5 protein-coding genes are annotated in these 9171 nt (G+C 53.5%); all 5 read left to right on the forward strand.

Annotated elements, in window-relative coordinates:
• The first annotated feature begins 121 nt into the window (after nt 1-121).
• Nucleotides 122-3589 carry a hypothetical protein gene (locus tag QZ310_RS11695; protein WP_297073000.1) on the forward strand — a complete coding sequence of 1156 codons (3468 nt, stop codon included), beginning with the start codon at nt 122-124 and terminating at the stop codon, nt 3587-3589.
• A 229-nt stretch (nt 3590-3818) separates the two neighbouring features.
• Nucleotides 3819-4733 (forward strand): serine protease, encoded by a 915-nt coding sequence (locus QZ310_RS11700; RefSeq protein WP_297073003.1) that lies wholly within the window; start codon nt 3819-3821, stop codon nt 4731-4733.
• A gap of 14 nt (nt 4734-4747) precedes the next feature.
• Nucleotides 4748-5674, forward strand: a complete 927-nt coding sequence (locus QZ310_RS11705; RefSeq protein ID WP_297073018.1) for a GLPGLI family protein — start codon at nt 4748-4750, stop codon at nt 5672-5674.
• 145 nt (nt 5675-5819) lie between these two features.
• Entirely contained in the window at nt 5820-7628 is a 1809-nt protein-coding gene (locus QZ310_RS11710) for a long-chain fatty acid--CoA ligase (RefSeq protein ID WP_297073020.1), read from the forward strand.
• A gap of 64 nt (nt 7629-7692) precedes the next feature.
• The gene (locus QZ310_RS11715; protein WP_297073022.1) at nt 7693-8703 is read left to right on the forward strand and encodes an aspartate-semialdehyde dehydrogenase; all 1011 of its coding nucleotides are present in this window, start codon (nt 7693-7695) and stop codon (nt 8701-8703) included.
• Nucleotides 8704-9171: the final 468 nt, after the last annotated feature.

Consider the following 9171-nt stretch of genomic DNA (forward strand, 5'->3'; position numbering starts at 1 on the left):
GGATAGAACCACTCTATTGTAGGGGCGCATCCTCAATGCGCCCCTATATTTTGTGGCTTCGGGATATATATTGTTTGTAGAAACACAAATCTACCAATCATTTAATTTTTAACTTTCAACCATGAAACAAACTTTAAAGAAACTGTCCATAGGTTGCGCTATGTTGGGTGTGGCTTTTGGGGCAGTAGCTGCCGACAATACACTCCTTGCCTTCCCGGGTGCGGAGGGTTTCGGCCGTTTCACTCAGGGTGCCCGTGCAGTTGCAGCGCCCGAGGTTTATCATGTGACTACTCTTGCCGATTCCGGTGCAGGCTCCTTCCGCGATGCTGTCAGCAAGGAAGGGCGCATCATCGTGTTCGATGTCTCAGGTGTCATCAAACTGAAATCAGCTCTTGTTGTAAAGGGTAAGAATACCATTCTCGGTCAGACTGCTCCGGGTGAGGGCGTACAGGTCTACGGTGACCGTGTCAGCTTTTCCGGTGCGACTAACCTGATTGTCCGTCACATGCGCTTCCGTATGGGTGCATCCGGAACAAGTGGGGCTGATGCCTGCGGTGTGGCCAACGGTACCGACATGATTTTTGACCACCTCTCCGTACTTTGGGGACTTGATGAAAATTTCTCCGTGAGCTGGGACAACAAGAACAGCCGTCCTGCCAACATTACCATCCAGAATTCAATCATCGGTCAGGGTCTCCAATCTCACTCATGTGGTGGCCTTATCCAGACCATCGGTGGTGTGACACTCTACCGTAACCTCTACATTGAGAACAAGACCCGCAATCCTAAAGTGAAAGGTCTGAATCAGTTCGTCAACAACGTAGTCTATAACTGGGGTAACGGTGGTTGCTACATCATGAGCGACTCCGAAGGCGACTCATGGGCCGACATCGAGAACAACTATTTCGTAAAAGGCCCTTGGAACAATTCTACAGACCCGTTTGTCCGTGGTATAAAGACATTCCGTTACTATGGTGCCGGAAACTACTATGATTCGGACAAGGACGGTGTTCTCAACGGTCACCTCATGACTGAGGAGGAGATGCGCGGTGCACAAAGTGGAACAGCTCCATATTCTACGCTTTTCCCTTCACTTGATGCTCTTAACGCAAACATTACCGAGTACAATCAGACTGCGACCGAACAGATTCAGCTCATCCCCGAGATTGCCGGTAAGATGACTGCCGAGGAAGCATACGCATGGATGCTTACAAGCGTCGGTCCCGTGCTTCCTGCCCGTGATGATGTTGACCAGTATCTTATCGACGAACTCGCAAGCTATGGTAAGACCGGTACAAAGAACGGCATCTCCACCGAAAGCCAGCTCTCACACAAAGGCACCGGCACTATCTCCGGTGGTGTGAAGCCTCTCGACTCTGACGGTGACGGTATGCCCGACGCATGGGAGACTGCCAACGGCCTCAACCCCAACGATGCTTCCGATGCGCTTGCTGTAGCCGCCAACGGCTATCTCAACATCGAGAACTACGCCAACTCCATTGTCGAAGCCTACCCCTACATCAAGAAACCCATCAAGCTCGTAGCCGGTACTCCCACCAAGACTACCCTTAAGCTCACATGGGACATCAACAAGAACACCGAACACGGTTTCGTCATCGAGCTTTCGACCGACGGCAAGACATTCGCAGAAGTCGCTTCCGTTTCCGCGGGAGCTGCCGAATATGAACTCGCCGACCTCACCCCCGAGACCAACTACTGGGTGCGCCTCCGTGCAACCGACGGCAAAGGTCTCTACTCGGACTATACCGACACCATCGCTTTCGCGACCATCGGCGACCCCTCCGCTCCGAAGCCCTCTGTCAATCCCTTCCCCGCCGACGGCTCCAAGGAAGGCATTGCCAACGGTCTCAAACTGACTTGGGAGAATAACATCAACACCTATGGTGGCGATGTCACCTACACAGTGATGCTCGGCGAGTCCAAGGACGCACTTGCATCCGTTGCCACCGGTCTTAAGAAGACCGAATGGGATGCCACTTCAAGCGTTGAAGCCGGCAAGACCTACTACTGGCGCGTCGATGCAACCAATACCCTCGGAACAACTCCGAGCGATGTATGGAGCTTCTCAACCACCGCCGGCGGTGTGCTCTTCTACGCCGATTTCCACACCCTTCCCGCATCATGGGGTGAAAAGTATGCCAACATCACGACCAACACCAACGTCTTCAACGCAGCCAACACGACTGCCGAATTCGACGGCATGATTATCGGCAGCGGCAGCAATGCCATCCGCGCTATTGCAATGAACGGTGCCAACAACTCTGCCGACATGACCAAGGACTACGGTCCCGCTACTGCTGAAGATGCAGGAGCTTCTGACCGCTGTCTGCAATTCTACACAACCAAGGCAGGTGGCTATATCGAAAGCCCCGAAGTGCAGGGTCCCTGTGTCATTACCCTCTATCTCGGCAACCCTGACAAATCGTCAAAGACAGTCAAGCTTGTCACTATTGCAGGTGGTAAGGAAGAATCTCAGGATCTCGTGCTCGGTGCTTCCAAGCGCATCTATAAGTTCACTTCAACCTACACCAATGCCGGTGCCGTCAAGTTCCGTCTTGATGCAAACGGTAAGAAGTTTAATGTCAACGACCTTCTCATTGAGCGCTACATCGCTCCCGAAGGCGAACAGGCTCTTGAACTCACTGCCGGTTCACTTGAAAATGATGTTGTCTACACCGACGGTTCGATTTCTCTCTCCTTCAATCAGGAAGTGAAATACAACGGTGGTGCCACCATCGACGGCAACCACCAGTTTGAGAACATCACCGTAGGCGCATCCGGCTCAAAGCTCAGCATCGCATACGAAGCACTCGATGCCAACTCGACTTACACCGTCAGCTTCCCCGCAGGTGCGCTCACCAACGTGGCAGGCGACAAGTCCTTCATCGGTGATGTGAAAATCAACACAAGCGACTTCCCCCGCGAGAAGGAAGCAGGCGAGACCCACTGGGGCAAGGCTGCAGTCAATCTCCCGCTCAACTTCGCACCCTTCAACGAGACCGCACCCTTCGAGACCGCAGGCTCGCTCGTCCAGACCAAGCAGAACGACTATCCCCACTGGTGTCAGGTTGGTGGCGGCGACAATGCAGGCGAAATCGCGGCTGACCATGTCACCTTCCGCTCATCTTCAAGCAACGATAAGGTGATGGCCTACTTCGGCGAGGAAGCCAAGCAGATTCATCTCGAAGTTGAGGCAACCGAAGGCACAACCGTCCGCCTCAAGATTCAGGAGACCCGCAACGCCGACATCGCTCCCACATGGCGCACAATCCGCATCCTCACCGAGAAGGATCTCCCCTTCAATGGCGAGCTCGACCTCAACCCCGCTTCACGTTTCGTCAAGATCACACCCTCGTCAATCGCAGGAGCCGTAAGCCTCAAGGCATTCCGCATCTCTGATGCATCCGGCAACTTCGGTGATGACTTCAGCGGTATCCTCGACATCGAGGCCGACAGCAATGCCCCCGTTGAATATTTCAACCTCCAGGGTATCCGCGTCGACAATCCCACTCCCGGTCTCTACATCCGCCGTCAGGGCACCAAGACCGAGAAGGTCATCGTGAAATGATAAGCTCAGATTTGAATTCCTGACCCATCAGGCATTCAACGGCTGAAATATTCAACAATAATTGCACTCCGGAAAGGCATTTTCGCCCTCCGGAGTGCTTTTTTGTTCCATTTTGTCGCTTAAGCCGCAATCTTTTGCTAAATTTGTGGCTCCGCATATCCGTGTATTTTTCCAAATTGACAATATCCGGTTTCTGCTGACACGAATACGCCATCAATCAAGACCAATCATGTTCAGATTTACTGCAAAACTCCTCCTCGCGGTGATTGCAGTCGCCGTCACCCTCCAGGTTTCCGCGGCCGACCGCGACAAGTATTTCCACGACTATCCCCGGATGCTTCAGGGTGTCTCAGCCAAGTTGCGCGACTATATGAAGACCCATCCCGGCAACGACATCGACTCGGTGCGCCGTCATCTTCTCGCAACCCTTTCCGACAGCCGCGTGGCCTCCCGCTCTGCGCTCACTCCTCCGCGCAAGAAGAAACTCACCCCCGAGAAGCTCTATGAGGAGGCAATGAAAAGCTCCCTCGTATTCGGAAAGATGCACTTCCATCCACAGTTCGGAGTCGACACTGCCTACTCGACTGCATCGGCTGTCGCGCTGACCCCCGACGGAATCTGCGCCACCAACTATCATGTGGTCTCCGACATCGTCATCAATGCCGCTCTCGACAATCAGGAGAAGGGCGACATGATGCGTTTCGTCATGGACTCCCAAGGACGCGTCTATCCCATGACCGCCGTGCTCGCCATTGACCCCGTCAATGATATGGCCATAATAAAAGTGGACCCCTGCGGCGATAAGCTCTCGCCCGCACCCGTCGGCGACATCGTCACCCCCGGCACCAAGGTGTTCTGCCTCGCCAACCCGAGCATGACCTACTTCCATTTCACCGACGGAATGGTGAGCAACTGCATCCGCAAGCTCAAACCACGCACCGGCCACACCGAATACATCCTTGAGATTACCGCCGACTACGGCAAGGGTGCGAGCGGAGGCCCGATATATGACGAATGCGGCAACCTCGTGTCGATCGTCAGTTCCACCGTCTCCGTCTATGCCGACGACAACTACCGCGACTTCCAGATGGCCTTCAAGCAGACCATCCCCGTGTTTCTGATTAAGGATTACTTCAACGATTGATTGCCCACACCGCCATGACACAGATAAGGAAAACAATAGCAGCCGCAGTTCTTGCGCTTTCGTTCGCCACTCCCGCCGCCTTCGCCCAGCATCAGCAGGGTGGGGGACAACAGCACTCTCAGGCCGACCGTCAGGCCCGCTACAACGAGATGCTCGCGCGGATGCAGGAGGAGGCGAAAGCCTATTACGCCGACGCTGACACCGCCGAGTATGGTGTGCGCTACCGCCTGAAGTATCTCTACAACAAAGCCAACAACCTTACGTTTGCCGAGGACCGTGTGGTGCTCATCCATCCGCGCGTGTCACTCGACATGAGCTATGAGAGCATCGGCGAGACCCGCTGGCGCAACGCGAACCCCGGCTCGAATGCCGCCGATCCCGGTCTGGCTTACCACCTGACCCCCTCATACTATTTCTTCTATCCCGAGAGCGGACGCACGGTCAACACCTATCGTGTGATTGGCGAGGAGTTCAAGCTCTCCGACTCAGTCTGTGACAACAACTGGACAATCACTGACGAGGAGATGAAAATCGGTGTCTACAATTGCCGCAAAGCCACTCTCACCAAGGATGGACGAGAATGGACCGCATGGTTCACCACCGACCTTCCCCATCGTGGCGCGCCGCGCAATTTCAACGGTCTTCCGGGTGTGGTCCTTCAGGTCACCGATGCCGACAAGGAGGTCTGCTGGTATTTCAACGGACTCGTCGAGAATCTTGAAAACGACGTCCTCCACATCAAGTTCCCCGAACGCTTCACCACCATCCCCGTCGAGAATTTCGGCAAGGTGGTGCGCATCATCGCCGTCTCCGATGCCCACGGCCAGAGCTATGTCCAGCAGTCGGGCGCGATGAGCAAATACAAAGGTTTCTATCCAGAGAAATTCCGCCCCTCGACAGGCATCGACGCCTGCAACATCGACAACCCCATCGAACGCTGACAGCATGACAGTTTGCGCAGACTGTATTATTTTGCACTGATAGCCTTATGTGATGGCGCTCCGCCCCAATCTTCCGCCACTTTCCATATAATTTTGGTGGCTATGTATTTTTTAGCTAACTTTGCACCCCAAAGTAGCCAACATTATGGAAACCAATATACTTACCGGGTTAATTGCGCGCCAGAGCGCCCGCTACGGCGAGCGTGCCGCGCTCAGTGCCCCCGACAACAATGGAAAGTGGCACGACATTTCGTGGCATAATCTGAGTGCCGATGTCGACACCGCTTCAGCCGCAATGGCTGTGCTGGGCATCCGTGAGGCTGACAATATTGCCACCTTCTCGGCCAACAGGCCTGAAAACATAGTCACTGACTATGCATGTTTCAACAACCGAGCCGTCTCTGTCTCCATCTACGCGACAAGTTCGCTCGAACAGCTCGCCTATATACTCAACGATGCTTCTTGCCCGCTGCTGTTTGTGGGCAACACCACCCAATATCACATTGCGCGCCGGGCGATGGCTCTCTGTCCGTCGCTGAAACGCATCGTGGTCATCAAGCCTATCAAGCTCGATGAGGATGATGACACAAGTATGCTCTGGACCGACTTCATGAATCTCGGCCGTCAGGCTTCCGATGAGATCAAGGCGACAGTGAAGTCGCGCACGGCTTCAGCCACTCCTGATGATATAGCCACTCTTGTCTACACTTCTGGTACCACCGGTGAGCCGAAGGGTGCTGTCCTGACCCATTCCAACTATGATGCCGCGATGGAAGCCCATCTGCAGCGCATCGACATGGTCTCTGACAAGGATGTCTCGATGGCCTTCCTCCCTCTCAGTCACATATTCGAGAAGGGATGGACATATTTCTGTCTTGTCAAGGGCATAAAGGTTGCCGTCAACCGTGACCCTCAGGACATTCAGTCGACCATCCAGCAGGTGAGACCCACATGTATGTGTGCCGTTCCTCGTTTCTGGGAGAAGGTCTACACGGCTGTTCAGGAGAAGATCGCCTCGATGAGTCCGGTGATGCGTATGCTCGTCGGTATGGCCCTTAAGGTTGGCCGCCGCCGCAACATCGAGTATGCGCGTGTAGGCCGCAAGGCTCCCTGGTGGCTTGAAACCCGCTACAAGTTCTTCGATTCGAAGGTGTTCAGCCTGCTCCGTCATGCCATAGGCATTGACCACGGTAATATTTTCCCGACCGCAGGAGCGCCTGTGTCGCCCAAGATTGTCGAGTTCTTCCATTCCTGTGGCATAAACATCGTGGTGGGCTATGGTCTTTCCGAGACCACTGCAACGGTTGCGTGCTTCCCACGCGTAGGGTGGGAGATAGGTTCGGTCGGCACTCCCATTCCTTTTGTCGAGGTGAAAATCGGCGAGGAGAACGAGGTACTCGTGAAGAGCCCGATGGTCATGAGGGGCTACTACAACAAGCCCGAGGAAACCGCGAAGGCTTTCACCCCCGACGGTTGGTTCCGCACGGGTGATGCCGGTTATATCGACGACCACGGTGCCCTCTTCCTCACCGACCGTCTGAAAGACCTGTTCAAGACATCCAACGGTAAGTACATCGCCCCGCAGGCGATCGAGACACTACTCGGCTCCGACAAGTATATTGACCAGATAGCCGTCATCGGCGATCGTCGCAAGTTCGTGTCGGCTCTTATCGTTCCCGACTATACTGCTCTGAAGGATTTTGCCGCCAAGGAGCGCATATCCTACCATTCGATGGATGAGCTTGTGCGCAATCCGCGTGTGCGTCAGCTTCTGACCGACCGCATAGAGGAGATTCAGAAGGGGCTTGCTTCCTACGAGAAGATTAAGCGTTTCACCATCCTTCCGAAGCCTTTCTCGATGGAGAACGGAGAGTTGACCAATACTCTAAAGGTCAAGCGCCACGCCGTCAACCGCATCTATGCCAAGGAGATTGATGCGATGTATGACTGCTGATGCGTGAGGGGCAATTTCAATGAAAAATAATGTATTAATCACTATTTTATAGCATTACACAAGAATGAAAGTAGCAATCGTAGGCGTCAGTGGCGCCGTGGGACAGGAATTCCTCCGTGTCCTTGACGAACAGAACTTCCCTATTGACGAACTCCTGCTTTTCGGCTCCGAGCGCAGCGCCGGTAAGACTTACACATTCCGCGGCAAGGAGCACACTGTCAAGCTTCTTCAGCACAACGACGATTTCAAGGGAGTGGATTTCGCATTTGTTTCGGCAGGTGCGGGTGTTTCGCGTGAGTTTGCCGACACCATCACCAAGCACGGTGCTGTCATGATTGACAATTCAAGCGCCTTCCGCATGGATAAGGATGTGCCTCTGGTCGTTCCCGAGGTCAACGGTGAGGATGCGTTTGACGCTCCCCGTGGTGTCATCGCCAACCCCAACTGTACGACCGCCATCATGGTCGTGGCCCTCAAACCCCTCAACGACATCTCGCCCATCAAGCGTGTGCATGTGGCCACCTATCAGGCTGCTTCCGGTGCGGGTGCCGTCGCAATGCAGGAACTTGAGAACCAGTATGCCGAACTTGCCGCCGGCAAGGAGCCTACTGTCGAGAAGTTTGCCTATCAGCTTGCCTACAATCTCATCCCCCACATCGACGTGTTCCTCGACAACGACTACACCAAAGAGGAGATGAAGATGTATAACGAGACAAAGAAAATCATGCATGCTCCCGAGCTTGAAGTGAGCGCAACATGTATCCGCGTCCCGGTGATGCGCGCCCACAGCGAGGCTGTGTGGGTGGAGACCGAGCAGCCCATCAGCGTTGAGCAGGCCCGCGAGGCATTCAGCAAGGCCGAAGGCCTCGTTGTCATCGACGAACCCGCCGCCAAGAAATATCCTATGCCCCTCGACGCGGCAGGTAAGGATCCCGTCTATGCCGGCCGTCTCCGCAAGGACATCGCCAACCCCAACGGTCTGACATTCTGGCTCGTCGGTGACCAGATCAAGAAGGGTGCAGCCCTCAACGCCGTCCAGATTGCCCAGTACATGATCGCTCATCCGAGAGGATAATTGGGTGCAAGCCGTAATTACAGCGCATTAAATTCGTCAATATCTGAAAAGGGTACAGAATGACAGAAGTCCCTATAACGCGTTCCGCATTAGCTTGAAGCGATATAACAAATTTGTTATATGATGGGTCAGAAGATACAAAAAGATTAATTTCAGTAAATTATACTTCTTTTACTTTTGTTTATTATGTTCTTTTGTATCTCTTTTTACAGTATATGAACCGAAAATCGCGATATCATAAGTCATGCGGAAAAAATTTCCCATGACCTCGCGTAATTTATAATCAAAACATTTACTCCCCCGCCAAAAGTGCTATCCAGCGCCTTCGGCGGGGGAGTAAATGTTTATTTAATATTTATTTGCCTTAAAATTTGTAAATTTTAAATCTATTTCGTACATTGCGAACGATGAACCCTTGGGTGCAAATATCAGTGACTGTGTCGGTTGTCATGGCTGTTTCGTTTTTTG

The organism is uncultured Duncaniella sp., assembly GCF_910577345.1.
In the GTDB taxonomy this organism is placed as follows: Bacteria; Bacteroidota; Bacteroidia; order Bacteroidales; family Muribaculaceae; genus Duncaniella.